The organism is Streptomyces purpureus (assembly GCF_014648195.1).
GTDB lineage: Bacteria > Actinomycetota > Actinomycetes > Streptomycetales > Streptomycetaceae > Streptomyces > Streptomyces purpureus.
On record NZ_BMQQ01000013.1, the window covers coordinates 21613 to 37494 of the forward strand.

At 69.6% G+C, this 15882-nt stretch carries 16 protein-coding genes and 1 riboswitch; of the genes, 9 read left to right on the forward strand and 7 right to left on the reverse strand.

Annotated features, from left to right (window positions below):
• Nucleotides 1–10: 10 nt before the first annotated feature.
• Nucleotides 11–424: an ATP-binding protein gene (locus IEZ01_RS17865; protein ID WP_019889334.1), complete on the forward strand. Its 414-nt coding sequence runs from the start codon at nt 11–13 to the stop codon at nt 422–424.
• A gap of 17 nt (nt 425–441) precedes the next feature.
• Entirely contained in the window at nt 442–1389 is a 948-nt protein-coding gene (locus IEZ01_RS17870; protein ID WP_019889333.1) for an RNA polymerase sigma factor SigF, read from the forward strand.
• Between the two features lie 31 nt (nt 1390–1420).
• Here the strand turns inward: IEZ01_RS17870 and IEZ01_RS17875 are convergent, their stop codons facing one another.
• Complete coding sequence (locus IEZ01_RS17875; protein ID WP_019889332.1) at nt 1421–1852, reverse strand: hypothetical protein; 432 nt, start codon at nt 1850–1852, stop codon at nt 1421–1423.
• Between the two features lie 82 nt (nt 1853–1934).
• Between IEZ01_RS17875 and IEZ01_RS17880 the strand changes: the two genes are divergently transcribed.
• Together IEZ01_RS17880 and IEZ01_RS17885 are read left to right on the forward strand one after the other, a co-directional pair.
• A complete protein-coding gene (locus IEZ01_RS17880; RefSeq protein WP_028797962.1) occupies nt 1935–2903 on the forward strand; it encodes a diacylglycerol/lipid kinase family protein in 969 nt (322 codons plus the stop codon).
• A 316-nt stretch (nt 2904–3219) separates the two neighbouring features.
• Entirely contained in the window at nt 3220–3477 is a 258-nt protein-coding gene (locus IEZ01_RS17885; RefSeq protein ID WP_003953983.1) for a WhiB family transcriptional regulator, read from the forward strand.
• Nucleotides 3478–3624: 147 nt separating this feature from the next.
• Here IEZ01_RS17885 and IEZ01_RS17890 read toward each other — a convergent pair whose 3' ends face one another.
• Both IEZ01_RS17890 and IEZ01_RS17895 read right to left on the reverse strand, forming a co-directional pair.
• Nucleotides 3625–5091: a sensor histidine kinase gene (locus IEZ01_RS17890; protein ID WP_189202667.1), complete on the reverse strand. Its 1467-nt coding sequence runs from the start codon at nt 5089–5091 to the stop codon at nt 3625–3627.
• 332 nt (nt 5092–5423) lie between these two features.
• A complete protein-coding gene (locus IEZ01_RS17895; RefSeq protein WP_019889328.1) occupies nt 5424–6035 on the reverse strand; it encodes a TetR/AcrR family transcriptional regulator in 612 nt (203 codons plus the stop codon).
• Between the two features lie 213 nt (nt 6036–6248).
• Here IEZ01_RS17895 and nagB point away from each other — a divergent pair, with 213 nt between their 5' ends.
• On the forward strand, nt 6249–7034 hold the full coding sequence (gene nagB, locus IEZ01_RS17900) for a glucosamine-6-phosphate deaminase (RefSeq protein WP_019889326.1): 786 nt from the start codon (nt 6249–6251) through the stop codon (nt 7032–7034).
• Nucleotides 7035–7114: 80 nt separating this feature from the next.
• On the opposite strand, the gene IEZ01_RS17905 is transcribed toward nagB, so the two are convergent.
• The 4 genes from IEZ01_RS17905 to IEZ01_RS17920 form a co-directional block, all read right to left on the reverse strand.
• Nucleotides 7115–8635 carry a glycoside hydrolase family 3 protein gene (locus tag IEZ01_RS17905; protein WP_189202571.1) on the reverse strand — a complete coding sequence of 507 codons (1521 nt, stop codon included), beginning with the start codon at nt 8633–8635 and terminating at the stop codon, nt 7115–7117.
• Nucleotides 8636–8643: 8 nt separating this feature from the next.
• Nucleotides 8644–9480 carry a carbohydrate ABC transporter permease gene (locus IEZ01_RS17910; RefSeq protein ID WP_189202669.1) on the reverse strand — a complete coding sequence of 279 codons (837 nt, stop codon included), beginning with the start codon at nt 9478–9480 and terminating at the stop codon, nt 8644–8646.
• A 35-nt stretch (nt 9481–9515) separates the two neighbouring features.
• On the reverse strand, nt 9516–10538 hold the full coding sequence (locus IEZ01_RS17915) for a carbohydrate ABC transporter permease (RefSeq protein WP_019889321.1): 1023 nt from the start codon (nt 10536–10538) through the stop codon (nt 9516–9518).
• 130 nt (nt 10539–10668) lie between these two features.
• Nucleotides 10669–11952, reverse strand: a complete 1284-nt coding sequence (locus IEZ01_RS17920; RefSeq protein ID WP_189202573.1) for an extracellular solute-binding protein — start codon at nt 11950–11952, stop codon at nt 10669–10671.
• Nucleotides 11953–12238: 286 nt separating this feature from the next.
• Between IEZ01_RS17920 and IEZ01_RS17925 the strand changes: the two genes are divergently transcribed.
• From IEZ01_RS17925 to IEZ01_RS17940, 4 genes are all read left to right on the forward strand, one after another.
• Nucleotides 12239–13003, forward strand: a complete 765-nt coding sequence (locus tag IEZ01_RS17925; protein ID WP_019889319.1) for a GntR family transcriptional regulator — start codon at nt 12239–12241, stop codon at nt 13001–13003.
• A gap of 204 nt (nt 13004–13207) precedes the next feature.
• Nucleotides 13208–13462 (forward strand): DUF3311 domain-containing protein, encoded by a 255-nt coding sequence (locus IEZ01_RS17930; protein ID WP_052185685.1) that lies wholly within the window; start codon nt 13208–13210, stop codon nt 13460–13462.
• Nucleotides 13459–15087: a monocarboxylate uptake permease MctP gene (gene mctP / locus IEZ01_RS17935; protein WP_019889317.1), complete on the forward strand. Its 1629-nt coding sequence runs from the start codon at nt 13459–13461 to the stop codon at nt 15085–15087. The genes IEZ01_RS17930 and mctP overlap by 4 nt, the downstream gene beginning before the upstream one ends.
• A gap of 115 nt (nt 15088–15202) precedes the next feature.
• On the forward strand, nt 15203–15706 hold the full coding sequence (locus IEZ01_RS17940; RefSeq protein ID WP_189202575.1) for a GNAT family N-acetyltransferase: 504 nt from the start codon (nt 15203–15205) through the stop codon (nt 15704–15706).
• A 77-nt stretch (nt 15707–15783) separates the two neighbouring features.
• Nucleotides 15784–15881, forward strand: a riboswitch (adenosylcobalamin-variant (AdoCbl-variant) riboswitch).
• The last annotated feature ends 1 nt before the right edge of the window (nt 15882 follow it).

Below are 15882 nucleotides of genomic sequence, written 5' to 3' on the forward strand. Positions count from 1 at the left end.
GGAGGTGAGGGTGTCCCAGATCGCAGGCGAGCCCGGGACCCAGGACTTCGTGGAAGTCCGGCTGCCCGCTGCGGGTGCCTACCTGTCCGTGCTGCGTACGGCCACGGCCGGCCTGGCAGCACGATTGGACTTCACCCTCGACGAGATCGAGGACCTGCGCATCGCCGTCGACGAGGCCTGCGCGATCCTGCTCCAGCAGGCCGTGCCGGGCTCCGTCCTCAGCTGCGTCTTCCGGCTGGTCGACGACTCGCTCGACGTGACCGTGTCGGCCCCCACGACCGACGGCCGGGCGCCGGAGCGTGACACCTTCGCCTGGACGGTGCTCTCCGCACTGGCCGGCAAGGTCGAGTCCTCCGTCGCCGACGACCGTACGGTCTCGATCAGCCTGTACAAACAGCGCGGCGCGGGACCAGGGCCGGCGTGAGGGACGGGGACGGTCCGGTGCGTGACGAGGTGCAGAACGCGGCGGCTGGCATCCCGGAGCAGCAGGCGCGACCGCATCCGGCGGACGTGTTCGAGGGACCCAACGGGCTTGACGGCCTTTCGGCCGCGACGGAGCAGGCGCAGGCAGAGCGGGCGGCCCATATGAGCGAGCAGCAGCAAGAGCGGGAACACGACCACGATCACCACGATCCACACGACCGCAGCGGGGCGCGGGCGATGTTCATCGAGCTGCGGAAGCTGCCCGACGGCTCGCCGGAGAAGGCCGAGCTGCGCAATCAGCTGGTACGGATGCACCTGCCGCTCGTCGAGCACCTGGCCCGGCGGTTCCGCAACCGCGGCGAGCCGCTGGACGATCTGACCCAGGTGGCGACGATCGGCCTGATCAAGTCGGTGGACCGGTTCGACCCGGAGCGCGGCGTGGAGTTCTCCACGTACGCGACCCCGACCGTGGTCGGCGAGATCAAGCGCCACTTCCGGGACAAGGGCTGGGCGGTGCGGGTGCCACGGCGCCTGCAGGAGCTGCGGCTGTCGCTGACCACGGCGACGGCGGAACTGTCCCAGCAGCACGGCCGCTCCCCCACGGTCCACGAGCTGGCCGAGCGGCTGGGCATCTCGGAGGAGGAGGTCCTGGAGGGGCTCGAGTCGGCCAACGCCTACTCGACACTGTCCCTGGACGTCCCCGACACCGACGACGAGTCCCCGGCGGTCGCCGACACCCTGGGCGCCGAGGACGAGGCGCTGGAGGGGGTCGAGTACCGGGAGTCGCTCAAGCCGCTGCTGGAGGACCTGCCGCCCCGGGAGAAGCGGATCCTGCTGCTGCGCTTCTTCGGCAACATGACCCAGTCGCAGATCGCGCAGGAGGTCGGCATCTCCCAGATGCACGTCTCGCGTCTGCTGGCCAGGACCCTGGCGCAGCTGCGGGAGAAGCTCCTGGTCGAGGAGTAGGGGCCAGGAGCGGGAAGCGAGGGGAGAGGGTCTAGGCGTCCGCGCCCGGACCCTTGATCCCCAGCGCCTGGGTGGTGGCCGGGTTCACCAGCAGCACCAGACCGGTCACCGCGATCACGGCGAGGGCGATGCCCGCCGGGATCATCACGCTGGTGGCCTGGAGGAGCTGCCAGGCCACGGGCAGCGCGAGGATCTGGGTGATGATCGCCGGGCCGCGCGCCCAGCTGCGGGCCTTCAGCAGCCCGCGGGCGGCGGCGAGCGGGATCAGGCCGAGCGCGATCAGGGTCGCGCCGCCGGTCACCGCCTGCGTCAGGCCGTCGGGAGTGCCCGTGAGCGCGGTCACCAGGATGTAGACGCCACCGGCGAACAGGGCCAGCGCCTCCAGGCCCGTCACGGCCGCCGCGGCGGTCAGCCGGGCGGGGCGGGGGGCGGTTTCGGGGGTGTTCTGCTGCGTGCTGCTCACCCCAGCAGGGTAGCCGCCGTGGGCCGCCCACGTTCCGGACCGGGCTGGGCTCGGGTACCGCTCGGTAGGTACCCTGGCCGCCATGCGCGCACTTCTTGTGGTCAATCCGGCAGCAACCACCACCAGTGCCCGCACTCGTGACGTACTGATCCACGCGCTCGCCAGCGAGATGAAGCTGGAGGCCGTGACGACGGAGTACCGCGGCCATGCCCGGGACCTCGCCCGGCGGGCCGTCGAGGCCAAGGACGTGGAGATGGTCGTCGCCCTCGGCGGCGACGGCACGGTCAACGAGGTCGTGAACGGTCTGCTGCACCACGGGCCGGATCCCGAGCGGCTGCCGCTGCTCGCGGTGGTCCCCGGCGGTTCGACCAATGTGTTCGCCCGCGCGCTGGGGCTGCCCAACGACGCGGTGGAGGCGACCGGCGCGATCCTGGACGCGCTGCGTGAGCGGCGCGAGCGGACCGTGGGCCTCGGGCTCGCGGCCGGCACGCCGGGCACCGAGGACGAGGGCGTCCCGTCCCGGTGGTTCACGTTCTGTGCCGGGCTCGGTTTCGACGCGGGCGTCATCGGCCGGGTCGAACAGCAGCGGGAACGCGGCAAGAGATCGACGCACGCGCTGTACGTCCGGCAGATGCTCCGCCATTTCCTTGAGGAGCCGCACCGCCGGCACGGCACGATCACGCTGAAGCGCCCGGAAGAGGACCCGGTCGAGGATCTTGTGGTGTCCATAGTCTGCAACACCGCCCCCTGGACCTACCTGGGCAATCGTCCGGTGTACGCCTCACCGGAGGCGTCCTTCGACACGGCCCTGGACGTGCTCGGACTGAAGCGGCTGTCGACCCCCGCGGTGGCCCGTTACGCCACCCAGCTGCTCACCTCGACGCCGGAGCGCGGACCGCACGGGAAGCATGCGGTCACTCTGCACGATCTGACGGACTTCACCTTGCATTCGAAGGTGCCCCTCCCGTTCCAGATGGACGGAGACCACCTCGGGCTGCGTACCAGCGTGACGTTCACAGGCGTTCGCCGTGCACTGCGTGTGATTGTGTGAGTGGAAGGGCCGAAAGTCCTTCCACTCGAACGTTTAGGCTGCCATCCACCCCATAGAAGTACGGCTGTGACCTAGCCGACACCGAGGAATCAAAAAAAACTTCTCGGAAGGGGTTGTATCCGCAGCCGAGGTTTGCGAATCTCTACATGGCGATCGGGACGGCCCGCAAGACCGGCCTCCACTGAGAGCCAGAACCCCTCCTCTTCAAGGACCACACCAGTCCAACTGGCAGTCGGCCCTTCCCTTGCGGGGGGATTCGTGAAAGCGTTCACATTCACAAGCAACCTGCACGTAATACCAAGGAGAGGTAGCAGCCATGGACTGGCGTCACAACGCCGTTTGTCGTGAGGAAGACCCCGAGCTGTTCTTCCCCATCGGCAACACCGGTCCTGCGCTGCTGCAGATCGAGGAAGCCAAGGCCGTCTGCCGCCGCTGCCCCGTCATGGAGCAGTGCCTGCAGTGGGCGCTCGAGTCCGGCCAGGACTCCGGCGTCTGGGGTGGCCTCAGCGAGGACGAGCGCCGTGCCATGAAGCGCCGCGCCGCTCGCAACCGGGCGCGCAACGCCAGCGCCTGACGCCCCCCGTTACGAGCCTGAGCCCGCGGCGCCGCGTACACAGCGTACGCATTCACCGCCCCCCGAGCCGCAGCGCGCAGTAGTAACCCAAAGCGTTCGAGCCCCGGACCGTGATCTCACGGTCCGGGGCTCGCTGCTGTTCAGCTGCTACTTCTGGGGCAGGACGGGGATGTCGAGGACGACCCGGGTGCCCCGCTCCGGGCCAGGCTGCATGTCGAACGCGCCGCCCAACTCCCCTTCCACCAGCGTCCGTACGATCTGCAGACCGAGGTTCCCGGCGCGCTGCGGGTCGAAGCCCTCGGGCAGGCCGCGGCCGTCGTCCTGGACGGTGATGAGCAGCCGGGCGTCGGTGCGGAGTTCGCCGCGGACCGCCGTGACCTCGACCGTGCCCTCGTCGCCGGGGGCGAAGGCGTGCTCCAGGGCGTTCTGCAGGATCTCGGTGAGGACCATCGAGAGCGGGGTGGCGACCTCGGCGTCGAGGATGCCGAAGCGGCCGTTGCGCCGGCAGGCCACCTTCCCCGGCGAGATCTCGGCGACCATCGAGATGACGCGGTCCGCGATCTCGTCGAACTCGACCCGCTCGTCGAGGTTCTGGGAGAGCGTCTCGTGCACGATCGCGATCGAACCCACGCGCCTGACCGCCTCGTTGAGCGCCTCGCGGCCGCGGTCGGAGTCCATCCGGCGGGCCTGCAGGCGCAGCAGCGCGGCCACCGTCTGGAGGTTGTTCTTGACCCGGTGGTGGATCTCCCGGATGGTGGCGTCCTTGGTGATCAACTCCCGCTCGCGCCGCCGGAGTTCCGTGACGTCCCGGAGCAGCACGAGCGATCCGATGCGGGTGCCCTTGGGCTTGAGCGGGATGGCGCGCAGCTGGATGACCCCGCCGTTGCCCTCGACTTCGGTCTCCCGGGGGGCGTAACCGCTGGCCAGCTTGACCAGGGCCTCGTCGACCGGGCCGCGGGAGGGGGCCAGTTCGGCCGTGATCTGGCCGAGGTGCTGGCCGACGAGATCGGCGGCGAGGCCGAGGCGGTGGTACGCGGAGAGCGCGTTGGGCGAGGCGTACTGCACGACCCCGTCGGCGTCCAGCCGGATCAGGCCGTCGCCGGCGCGCGGGGACGCGTCCATGTCGACCTGCTGGCCGGGGAAGGGGAAGGCGCCGGCCGCGATCATCTGGGCGAGGTCGGAGGCGGACTGGAGATAGGTGAGCTCCAGGCGCGAGGGTGTACGGACAGTGAGCAGGTTGGTGTTGCGCGCGATCACGCCCAGTACCCGGCCCTCGCGGCGTACGGGGATGGACTCGACCCGTACGGGCACCTCCTCGCGCCACTCCGGGTCGCCCTCGCGCACGATCCGGCCCTCGTCGAGCGCGGCGTCGAGCAACGGACGGCGGCCGCGTGGAACGAGATGGCCCACCATGTCGTCCTGATAGGAGGTGGGGCCGGTGTTGGGCCGCATCTGCGCGACCGAGACGTAGCGGGTGCCGTCGAGGGTGGGCACCCACAGGACCAGGTCGGCGAAGGAGAGGTCGGAGAGCAGCTGCCACTCCGAGACCAGCAGATGGAGCCACTCGAGGTCGGACTCACTCAGAGCGGTGTGCTGGCGGACGAGGTCGTTCATGGAGGGCACGTGTGCGAGCGTACCTCCAGGAATTCAGGGTCGGTGAACCTGGATCTCAGGCCCTTCGTGTTGGAGGATGGGCCGGGAACCACCGTGTTCCGATGGATGGACAGACAAGAATGGTCTAGTCCACAATGAAATAGTCAAGCTTCCACCCTCCCCGCACAGGAGGGTGGAACGAGGTACCCGGCGCTCTCTGCCCTGACTGCGTCGAGACCTCCCACACGGCCGAGGGACCGCACACCCCCGGCCTGCTGCTCCGGGCTGCGGTGCCGGACGGGTTGAGGGTCCCGTCCTGGCGCCGCGGCCCGCGGGTGTTTCAGGGGGCCGTGTCAGCTGCCGGCCGGGGTGCTCTCCGGCCAGGCCCGCATCGCGGTCTCCGCGAGCATCTCCAGCTCCTCCCTGGTGGCGCCGTCCCGCGCCTGCTGGGACATGCCCTGCATCACACCGCCGCTGAAGCGGGCGAGCGCGCGGGCGTCGGTGGACGGCGGCAGGAGGCCCGCCGCGATGTCGGCACGGATACGGGACTCGAAGGCGTCGAGCGTGGCCTGGCGCCGCTCGCGCAGCGCCTGCTCGACCTCGGGGGTGCCGCAGTTGATCGCCGCGGCGATCATGAGGCAGCCGAAGGGGTGTGCGGGGTCGGTGAACTCGGCGGCGGACTCGCGCAGCAGCCGGGCCATGCCGGCACGGGCGGTGGGCTCCTCGGCCAGGGCGCGGGCGCCGAAGGATCCGTACCGCTCGGCGTAGGCCTCGACCACCTCGCCGAACAGCGCCTTCTTGTCGCCGAAGGCGGCATAGAGGCTGGGCGCGCCGATGCCGATCGCGCGGGTGAGGTCGGCGACGGAGGTGGTCTCGTAGCCGTGTTCCCAGAAGACCAGCGTCGCCTTTTCGAGGGCCGCGTCGCGGTCGAAGGAGCGGGGCCGGCCGCGCTGTCTGGTCGCCATGCCCGCCATTTTATAGCGCCCGCTAGAGAAAATCGGGCGGCGCGGGCTCCCGGTGGCTGGGCCCGTCCGCACGGCCGACCATGGAGGTGCGCGCACCCGTCGGCGGAGCCCCGCGGCGCCGGTCCGGGGTTCGAACGAGCACCCGCCCGGCGGGCCCCATTCTGCTAGATTGGTCTATACCACCGAGACCCCTTTCAGATCGGCAGGCCCAGCGTGGAAGTTGTCATCGTTCCGGACGCCAAGGCAGGCGGCGAGCTCATCGCTGAGGGCATCGCCGGCCTTCTGCGCCGCAAGCCCGACGCCCTGCTCGGCGTGGCCACCGGCTCGACTCCGCTGCCCATCTACGACGCCCTGATCTCCCAGGTCCGCTCCGGCGCGGTGGACGCCTCCCGTGCCCGGATCGCCCAGCTCGACGAGTACGTGGGGCTGCCGGCCGGCCACCCAGAGTCCTACCGCTCGACCGTGCTGCGCCAGGTCGTCCAGCCCCTCGGGCTGCCCGAGTCCTCCTTCATGGGCCCGGACGGCTCCGCCGAGGACGTCCAGGCCGCCTGCGAGGCGTACGACCGTCAGCTGGCCGAGGCCGGCGGCGTGGACCTGCAGATCCTGGGCATCGGCACCGACGGGCACATCGGTTTCAACGAGCCGTACTCCTCGCTCGCCTCGCGCACCCGGATCAAGACGCTGACCGAGCAGACCCGGATCGACAACGCGCGCTTCTTCGACAACGACATCGAGCAGGTGCCGCACCACGTCATCACCCAGGGCATCGGCACCATCCTGGAGGCCCGCCACCTGGTGCTGCTTGCCACCGGCGAGGGCAAGGCGGAGGCCGTGGCGCAGACCGTCGAGGGCCCGGTCGCCGCGATCGTGCCGGCCTCCGCGCTCCAGCTGCACCCGCACGCCACGGTCGTGGTGGACGAGGCCGCGGCCGCCAAGCTCAAGCACGCCGACTACTTCCGGCACACCTACGCGAACAAGCCCGCCTGGCAGGGCATCTAGCACCCGGCGAGGACGAACGTACGGCGAAGGGCCGGCACCCCTGGGGGGTGCCGGCCCTTCGCCGTGGCGGGCGGATGCCGTCAGGCGCCCGCGATGACCTCGGCGGCGGCGATCCCGCAGACGCGGGCCGCGCCCCGGGTGGCGATGTGCAGGGCGCCGCGGGGCGCGGCCCGGTCGATGCCCATCTCGACGACGACGGTGCCGGGGCGGGCGGCGATCAGGGCGTCCAGGGCGCGCTCCATCCAGGGGTGGCGGTGGGCGTCCCGGACGACGGCCACGATCCGGCGCTCCCCCGCCGCCGCGAGCACATCCTCGGCCGTGGCGTCCTCGCCGTACGTGCCGCCGGCCGTGCCGGGCAGCAGCCTTGCCAGCTCGGCCGCGACGCCCCAGGGGGTCTCGTCGCCGACGGCGATGTTGGGGACGGGCGTGAAGGAGGCCACGTACGGGGCCGAGGTGAGGGGCTCGTACGGCAGGGTCGCGGCCGTCACCTTCACCGCGCGGCGGGCGGCCACCAGACCGATGTCGGTGCCGGGCGCGGTCCCCTCCTGCGTTGCCGCGCCCGGCTCCGGAACAGCCCCCCTGGCCCGGTGCGCCTGGGTCCAGGACGCGAGGGCGCGTACCCGCGCCGCCGCGTCGGCCAGCCGCTCCTCGGACAGTTCGCCGGTCCTCACCGCCTGGACCAGCGCGTCGCGCAGCCGCAGAACGATGTCCTCGTCGGCCAGGCCGCCGCCGACGCAGATGGCGTCGGCACCCGCGGCGATCGCGAGGACGGAGCCGCGCTCGATGCCGTACACCGCCGAGATGGCCTGCATCTCCATGCCGTCGGTGACGATGAGTCCGTCGAAGCCCAGTTCCTGGCGGAGCAGACCGGTGAGGATCTGCGGGCTCAGGGTGGCCGGGCGGTCGGGGTCGAGCGCGGGGAGCAGGATATGCGCGCTCATCACCGCTTTGGAACCCGCCGCGACAGCCGCGCGGAAAGGCACCAGCTCACGGGCGTGCAGTGTGTCGAGGTCCACATCGATCCGGGGCATCGCGAGGTGCGAGTCGACATTGGTGTCGCCATGCCCGGGGAAGTGCTTGGTGCAGGCGGCGACACCGGCGGCCTGGAGTCCTTCGACGTACGCGACCGTGTGACGGGCCGCCAGATCGGTGCCGGGGCCGAAGGATCGCACCCCGATGACCGGATTGTCAGGGTTCGAGTTGACATCGGCGGAAGGTGCCCAGTTGAGGTCGACCCCGCAGGCGGCGAGGCGGCGGCCCATCTCATGGGCGACGGCCCGGGTCAGCTCCACGTCGTCGACCGAGCCGAGCGCGTAGTTGCCCGGGAAGGAGGAGCCGTCCCGCACCTCCAGGCGGGTGACGTCACCGCCCTCCTCGTCGATGGCGACCAGGACGTCGTCCCGCTCCGACCGCAGCCGGGCGGTGAGCGCGGCGAGCTGCTCGGGCGTGGCGATGTTGCGGCCGAAGAGTCCGACCGAGGAGAGGCCTTCACCGATGCGGCGCAGCAGCCAGTCCGGCGCGGTGGTGCCGACGAAACCGGGCTGCAGGACGGTCAGGGCGTCCCGGGTGAGGGTGCTGGTGCCGGATACGAGCGTCGTCATGGGGCGCGTTATCCCTTCACGGCGCCGGCGGTCATACCGCCGACGGCCCGGCGCTGGAGGAAGACGAAGACGATGAGCACGGGGAGGGCGAAGAGGGTGGAGGCGGCCATGGTGGCGCCCCAGTCGCTGCCGAAGGCGGTCTGGAACTGGGTGAGCCAGAGCGTCAGGGTCTGCGCCTCCTTGTCCTTGTTCAGGACCAGGACCATCGCGAACTCGTTCCAGGCGGTGATGAAGCCGAAGAGCGAGGTGGACATCAGACCGGGCGCGAGCAGCGGGAAGATCACCTTGCGGAAGGCCTGGCCGCGGGTGCAACCGTCGATCTGCGCGGCCTCCTCCAGCTCGACCGGCACGGCGGCGATGAAGCCGCGCAGGGTCCAGATGGTGAAGGGCAGCACCATCACGAAGTAGATGAGGGTGAGCAGCGGGATGCTGTTCAGCATGTCGCCGTCGCGGGCGATCATGTACATCGCGATGACCATGACCTCCCAGGGGGCCATCTGCGCCATCATCACGGTCAGTACGAGGCCCTTGCGGCCCTTGAACCTCATCCGGGCGATGGCGAAGCTGGCGGCCAGGGCGACGACCAGGGCGAGGAGCACCGCGCCGACGGTGACCAGCAGGCTGTTGGTCACATAGGTCCAGAAGAGGTCGACGCCGGTCGCCGTGGTGTAGTTCTCCGTCGTCGGGGAGAAGAGGAAGACCGGGTCCTTGGTCAGGATCTCGCTCTGCGGCTTCAGCGAGGACGAGAACATCCAGTAGACCGGGAAGACGAAGACCAGGGCGAGGACGATGGCCGTGACGTTCTTGGCGACGGCTCCGACGCGCAGGGGCTTCTTCGTACGCAGCGTCTGGGCGGGCCGCGGCGTGCGGGTGAGGGTGCTCAACTCTCATCCTCCTGCTTCAGGATCAGACGGAAGTAGAAGGACATGGCCGCGATCAGCATCAGGATGGTGAGGATGGAGATCGCCGCGGCGAGGCCGTAGTGCTGCTGCCCGAGGCCCTCGATGTAGGCGTAGACGGGGAGCGTCTCGGAGCCGCGGTCGGGGCCGCCGAGGTTCATGGCGTACACCTGCGCGAACGCCTTGAAGATCCAGATGACTTCGAGGAACGTGGTGATCATGAAGAACGGCTTGAGGTTGGGGAAGACCACGGACCAGAAGGTCCGCCAGCCGCTCGCGCCGTCCATCCGGGCGGCCTCGTAGAGCTCGGTGCCGACCGTGGTCAGGCCCGCGTACATGTTCAGGGCGACGAACGGGATGGAGCCCCAGACGAGCAGGATCATCACGATGACCAGCGTGGAGAAGCCGGTCTCGAACCAGTTGTGCTGCTCGTAGCCGGCGAAGCCGAGCGTGCGCATCAGCCAGTTGACGACACCGAACTGCTCGTCGAAGAGCCACCTGAAGACGGTGACGGAGGCGACGATCGGCATCGCCCAGGCGAACATCAGCGCCAGGGACAGGACCAGCCGCATCTTCTTGCCGAGCCGGTTGAGGAGCAGGCCGATCAGGGTGCCGAGAAGCATGATGAGGGCGACGTTCGCGGCCGTGAAGCCGACGCTGCGGACGACCACGCCCCAGAAGTCGGCGTCACCCAGCAGCTTGGTGTAGTTCTCGAAGCCGATCCAGACGGTCTCGCGCGTGATCATCTCGCGCTTGTTGACCTGCTGGAAGGAGAGGACCACATTGCGGATCAGCGGGTAGAGCAGCAGCACCGCCATGGAGAGCAGGGCGGGCGCGACGAGCAGGTACGGCAGCAGCCCGCCGGGCAGGGAGCGTCTGCCGCGCGGGGGCTGAAGGACTTCCTTCGGGCCGGAAGGGGGTGGCGGAGTCTTCGACTTCCCTGCCGCCCTCCCGGGCGCGTCCACAGGAGCGGCCGTCGCCGTTCCCTGGGAGTCCACGGTCATGGTCTTATTCCTCGCGGTTCTGGGGCTCCCGCGCCCACCGGGGCGCGGCCCGCGGGGGAGCGGGCCGCTGTTCACTGCGGTGGCCCGGGGGCGCGGCCGGAACTCCGGCCGCGCCCCCGGGCGTCTCCTGCTACTGCTGGTTGACGCGCTCGGTGATGACCTTGTCGGCGGCCTCGCCGGCCTTCTTCGGGTCCTCCCCCTTCAGGACCTTGGTCATGTAGTCCTTGATCGGGTTGGGGGCGGTCTCGACGTTCGCCCAGCCCGGGGTGACCGGAGTGATCTTGCCGACGGAGGAGGCCTTGGCCATTGCCTCGGCGAAGGAGCCCGCGGCGGGCTTGAACTGCGCGGCGTCGGTGTTCGGGAGCAGACCGCCCTCGGTGGCCTTGGCGTACGCCGTCATCTGCTGCTTGCCGGCGGCAAGGGCCAGCCACTCCTTGGCGAGGTCCTTGTTCTTGGAGCGCTCGGCGATGGCGAGGTTGGAGCCGCCGAAGAAGACGGAGCCGGGCTTGTCGGCGGTCTTGCCCGGGATCGGGAAGTAGCCGAAGTCGGCGGTCTTGCCTGCCTTCTTCATGGCGTCGATCGCGCCGCCGGCCTCCCAGCCGAGACCGACCCAGGACGCCACGCCGCCCTTGGGGACGATGTCGGTGGACTGCTGCGGGGTGGCCTCGTCCTTGTCCTTCGGAGCGGTCGAGTAGGACTGCAGCTCCTTGTAGAAGTTCATCGCGGCCGCGGCCTGGGGGGAGGACAGGTTGCCCTTCCACTTGTCGCCGTCCTTGACGGCGAGGTCGCTGCCCTCGTCCCAGACGAAGCCGGCGTAGACGTACCAGCTCTGACCGGGCAGGTAGATCGGCTGGGTCTTCGGGTCCGAGGCCTTGAGCTTCTTGAGGCCGTCGATCCACTCCTGGCGGGTCTTGGGCGGCGTGACACCGGCCTTCTTGAAGGCGGTCTTGTCGTAGACGACGACACGGCTGGCGGCGTACCAGGGGGCGGAGTAGAGCTTGCCGTCCAGCTCGTTGGAGGCGAGCATGCCCTTGTTCCAGCCGTCGTGGCCGAGCTTGGCCTTGTCGCCGGTGAGGTCGGCGAGGCCGCCGGTGGCGGCGTAGCCCGCGGTCTGGGTGTTGCCGAGCTCAAGGACGTCCGGCGGGGTGTCCTCGGAGAGGGCCGTGGTGACCCGCTCCTGGATGCCGTTCCACTGCTGCTTCTCGACCTTGACCTTGACGCCCTTGTGCTTGGCCTCGAACTCCTTGTTGACCTCGGCCATCCACGCGTCCGGGGCCGAGCCGTCCATGACCCAGACGGTCAGGGTCTTGTTGCCCGACGCGTCCGTCCCGCCCTTGCCGTCCTCGGAGCCGCACGCGGCAATGCCGACCATCATGCCCGCGACGCCGATCGCCGCGATGAGCTTGCGCTTCACGCCACCCTCCTCAGGGATGCCTGCAACCCCTGCCCACCGCGCGAAGTCATACGCCTCGTCATGCTCGTTGGGGCTGGGACCTGGTCTTTAATGGTTTAGACCAGTACCGGGAGCTTGGCCTAGACCTTTAGGGGTGTCAAGGGTGTATAAGAAGGGCAGTCGCGTCCGTTATCGGACCGACACCTGAGGAGGGGCGACGACCTGTGACCGGTCCGTGCCACCATGTGAGCCGCAGCAGACGGAGGAGCCGGTGACGGCAACAGCACAGGAGTCGGGAAGGCAGGCCATGGCCACGGACGGGGGCAGTACGGACAACGAGGGCGGGGCCACCACCCGTACCGCGCGCGTGCCGAAGTACTACCGGCTCAAGAGGCATTTGCTCGACATGACGGAGACGCTCCCGCCCGGCACCCCGGTGCCACCGGAGCGCACCCTCGCGGCCGAGTTCGACACCTCGCGCACCACCGTGCGCCAGGCCCTCCAGGAGCTGGTCGTCGAGGGCCGCCTGGAGCGCATCCAGGGCAAGGGCACGTTCGTCGCCAAGCCGAAGGTCTCCCAGGCGCTCCAGCTCACCTCGTACACCGAGGACATGCGGGCCCAGGGCCTGGAACCGACCTCCCAGCTGCTGGACATCGGGTACGTCACGGCCGACGACACGCTCGCCGGGCTGCTCGACATCAGCGCGGGCGGGCGGGTGCTGCGCATCGAGCGGCTGCGGCTCGCCAGCGGCGAACCGATGGCGATCGAGACGACCCATCTGTCCGCCAAGCGCTTCCCGGCCCTGCGCCGGTCGCTGGTGAAGTACACCTCTCTCTACACCGCGCTGGCGGAGGTGTACGACGTCCGCCTCGCCGAGGCCGAGGAGACGATCGAGACCTCGCTCGCCACCCCGCGCGAGGCGGGTCTGCTCGGCACGGACGTCGGCCTGCCGATGCTGATGCTCTCCCGCCATTCGCGGGACGAGAACGGCGAGCCGGTGGAGTGGGTGCGCTCGGTCTACCGCGGCGACCGCTACAAGTTCGTGGCCCGCCTGCAGCGGCCGAACGGCTGACCCGAACGGCTGAGAAAAGCCTGGTAATTCGGTGAACCGGTGCCCCGGCACATCCGTGAGGATGGCCGGGGCACCGGCATGTCCAGGCGTCGGCGGCCGATCGACACCCGTCCGTTATTCGGACGGGGGTTCCATAGACCGAAACAGTCCCCTAGATTTCCTGCGCATTACGCAGGTGATCAGTGGAGGGGACGGTATCGCCGTATGTCGGAAGAGACGCAAGCAAAACCGCCGACCATCACGCCTTTGCGCGTCGTGGTGGCGCTCTGCCTCATCGCACCGTTCGTGGCCATGCTCTGGGTGAGCTCCTACGCGAAGACCGAGCCGGCCTTCATCGGCATGCCGTTCTTCTACTGGTACCAGATGGCCTGGGTCCTGATCTCGACCGCGCTGACGATGGTCGCGTACAAGCTGTGGCAGCGTGACCAGCGCGCCCGCAAGGAAGGTGCGTCGAAGTGAAGGACGGCGTGAACGGCGTCGCACTCGCCGTCTTCATCTTCTTCTTCCTGGCCGTCACGGTCATGGGATTCCTCGCCTCGCGCTGGCGCCGGGCGGAGAACGAGAACAGCCTCGACGAATGGGGCCTCGGCGGCCGCTCGTTCGGCACCTGGGTGACCTGGTTCCTGCTCGGCGGCGACCTCTACACCGCGTACACCTTCGTCGCCGTCCCGGCGGCGATCTACGCGGCGGGCGCGGCGGGCTTCTTCGCCGTCCCGTACACGATCCTGGTGTACCCGCTGATCTTCACCTTCCTGCCCCGGCTCTGGTCGGTGTCGCACAAGCACGGGTACGTCACCACCTCCGACTTCGTCCGCGGCCGCTTCGGCTCCAAGGGCCTGTCGCTGGCGGTCGCCCTCACCGGCCTCCTCGCCACCATGCCGTACATCGCCCTCCAGCTCGTCGGCATCCAGGCCGTCCTGGACGTGATGGGCGTGGGCGGCGGCGAGACCACGCACTGGTTCATCAAGGACCTGCCGCTGCTGATCGCCTTCGGTGTGCTCGCGGCCTACACCTACTCCTCCGGCCTGCGGGCCCCCGCGCTGATCGCCTTCGTCAAGGACACGCTGATCTACATCGTCATCGCGGTGGCGATCATCTACATCCCGATCAAGCTCGGCGGCTTCGACGAGATCTTCGCCAAGGCAGGTGAGGCGTACGCGCAGATCAACCCGGCGACCGACAAGCCGCGCGGGTCGCTCGTGCCCGGGGAGATGGGCCAGTGGGGCTACGCCACCCTGGCGCTGGGCTCCGCGCTCGCCCTCTTCATGTACCCGCACTCGATCACGGCGACGCTCTCCTCGCGCAGCCGTGACGTCATCCGCCGCAACACCACGATCCTGCCGCTCTACTCGCTGATGCTGGGGCTGCTGGCGCTGCTCGGCTTCATGGCGATCGCCGCGGGTGTGAAGGTGAAGAACGGTCAGCTGGCCATCCCGCAGCTCTTCGAGAACATGTTCCCGGACTGGTTCGCGGGTGTCGCCTTCGCCGCCATCGGCATCGGCGCGCTGGTCCCGGCGGCGATCATGTCGATCGCGGCCGCGAACCTCTTCACCCGCAACATCTACAAGGACTTCATCAAGCCGGACGCGACGCCCGAGCAGGAGACCCGGGTCTCCAAGCTGGTGTCGCTGCTGGTGAAGGTGGGCGCGCTGGCCTTCGTCCTCACCATGGACAAGACCGTCGCCATCAACTTCCAGCTCCTCGGCGGCATCTGGATCCTGCAGACCTTCCCCGCGCTGGTGGGCGGCCTGTTCACCCGCTGGTGCCACCGCTGGGCGCTGCTGGCCGGCTGGGCGGTCGGCATGGTCTACGGCACCGCGGCGGCGTACGGGGTCGCGAGCCCGACGCAGAAGCACTTCGGCGGCTCGTCGGCCGAGATCCCCGGCATCGGCGAGATCGGCTACATCGGTCTGACCGCCTTCGTCCTGAACGTCATCGTGACGGTCGTGCTCACCTTCGTGCTGCGGGCGGCCAAGGCGCCCGAGGGCGTCGACGAGACCTCCCCGTCCGACTACACGGCGGACGCGGGCGACCCGGGCGTGAAGACGGAGCTGCCGCCGGCGACGGCCGGCTCGGCGCACTGACGTCCCGGCCTTCCGAGGGCCGCCGGGTGTTCCTCACGGAACGCCCGGCGGCCCTCGTCGCGTGTGCGCGGCAATTCGGTGGGCGCCGGCGGCCCCGCCGGGTCACACTCACGCCATGGACATAGCCATTCGTACGGCACTGCCGGCCGAGTACGAGGCGCTCGGCGAACTCACCGCCCAGGCCTACCTGGACGACGGCCACCTCGATCTCAACGAGGACGACGACTACCTGAACGTCCTGCGGGACGTGGCGCGCCGGGCCGCCGAGGCGGAGGTGCTGGTCGCCGTGGACCCCCGGGGACACCTCCTCGGCGGCGTGACCTTCGTCGCTTCAGGGGCGCGGCCGTGGGCCGATGTCGCCCGGGCGGACGAGGCCGAGTTCCGGATGCTGGCGGTCTCCAGGGAGGCGCGGGGACGGGGAGCGGGCGAGGCGCTCGTACGGGCCTGTGTGGAGCGGGCGCGGGCCACGGAGGGGTGCGTACGGATGATGCTGTCGACCCAGCCGTCGATGCGGTCGGCGCACCGGATCTACGAGCGGATGGGGTTCGTACGGACCCCGGAGCGGGACTGGGAGCCTTTTCCCGGTCTCAGGCTGCTCACCTACGGGTTGGAGCTCTGACGAGGAGTCCGGACACTCGACACACAACATGTGGGGGGTGCCGCATCCGGCGCCCCCCACATGTATGCTCATCCTCGCTGTCGTCGCAGGGGAATCCGGTGGAAATCCGGAACTGTCCCGCAACGGTGTGTTTGGTGTACTTGTGCACCCGATGAGTCCGAGGACCTGCCGACAGC